This is a genomic window from Microbulbifer sp. 2205BS26-8, from assembly GCF_030731025.1.
GTDB classification, from domain to species: Bacteria; Pseudomonadota; Gammaproteobacteria; order Pseudomonadales; family Cellvibrionaceae; genus Microbulbifer; species Microbulbifer spongiae.
Genome location: NZ_JAVAMR010000121.1, coordinates 1 through 1,279, shown reverse-complemented (window position 1 = coordinate 1,279; position 1,279 = coordinate 1). Strand labels below are relative to the sequence as shown.

At 42.5% G+C, this 1,279-nt stretch carries 2 protein-coding genes; both read right to left on the bottom strand.

The features are described from left to right. Positions 1 to 261: 261 nt before the first annotated feature. Positions 262 to 660 (bottom strand): hypothetical protein, encoded by a 399-nt coding sequence (locus tag Q5Y71_RS16800; RefSeq protein WP_306043227.1) that lies wholly within the window; start codon positions 658 to 660, stop codon positions 262 to 264. Positions 661 to 675: 15 nt separating this feature from the next. Next, the coding region (locus tag Q5Y71_RS16795; protein ID WP_306043226.1) for a hypothetical protein at positions 676 to 1,279 on the bottom strand (604 nt) is incomplete at its 5' end.

Genomic DNA, 1,279 nt, shown 5'->3' with positions numbered 1-1,279 from the left:
GGTAAAGCCACGCTTGGTACTCAATCCCTGGCTGGCCAATAAATCCGTGAGGGATTCGGCTCCCAGGGTACCACTCCAGTCGGATTCCCGGCGCGCGCCGAAAGGGTCATAGGCAAAACTGCCGGTTTTATGGTGGATACGCCGACCAAGGTCAGAGTGATGGGGGGATGTCAGGTGTTGACTGCTGAATAAGTATGCTAAAAATAAGCCCCCGACAGAGCCATCTACTAGGGCTTTGAATTTACAGCACTTAGATCATTCTTATTTTGATACTCCCAGCATGATTTCACCCAACTTACTTTTAATATCATTTAATACGGAATTAAAATCATTCATTTCTTGCAAGCTATAACTGCCTAAAATTTCTGTTTTTTCAACAGAGGCATTGCCAAATATTTTTTTTGAAAATTTATTATAAAAAAATTCAAAAAAAACTCGATTGTCTTCAAGGTAATTACTGTTTAAAGAAAGTTTAAAGGACTCTAAAATCCCTCTTCTTTCTCTCGACATCTCTAAACTGGGCCACCTTTTCCCACACTCAAACTTAAGAGATTGCTCATTAGATATGCTGATTAAATCATCAACAAAAGGATCTAAATAAACTGAAATAGAATTCCATTCATTTTCTTTTAGATAAGAGGCTCCAGCATTATATTTCATATTTAAATTCCTTACTTAGTCTGGGAAGCGCCATCCCTGATACCACTCTTTTCCGCCACCAGTACCCCATTGAGGATTTCGCCAAACAGCTCTAGGCCCAACAACTGGTTTCCAAAAGGGTACTTTTACAGCTTGATACGCAGTAGGCATAGAAGGCAATTGTAAAGCTTGCTTTGCAGCGCTCATACTGGCATAGGGAGGTTTACTACTAGTATTCACTAAAAGCCATTTACTTGCTGGATTGGAATTAGGACCAACGTACCGAAAATAGCCTAATCTAGCAAAGTACGAAACTGCGCTAAAACCCGCCGTACCTAGTGTAAGAGCTGTATTTGTTGCAGTTTGATCGGTCCAAAGTGCCGCAAAAACACCAGGAACATGCGCTAAGAATGCTAAAGGGTAATCCGAACTAACCGCTATATCAGCCCAATATTGAGCAGCTATATCACCAGCTTCAACTCCAGGTAAGTAACTGCCCCAAGTCCGCTCCTTTTGTGCGCCCTTTTTTGCCGCTTCCTTGGCATTTTCAGTATCCTGAAGCCATTGCCTAGACCATTCACTGTAATAAGAGCTACTGCCAGTGCCGCCGATACCGCCAACAGTGCTGCCACTACCACCA

Coding starts and splice junctions, on each gene's coding strand:
- Q5Y71_RS16800 (WP_306043227.1), bottom strand. CDS start 660: ATGAAATATAATGCTGGAGCCTCTTATCTAAAAGAAAATGAATGGAAT.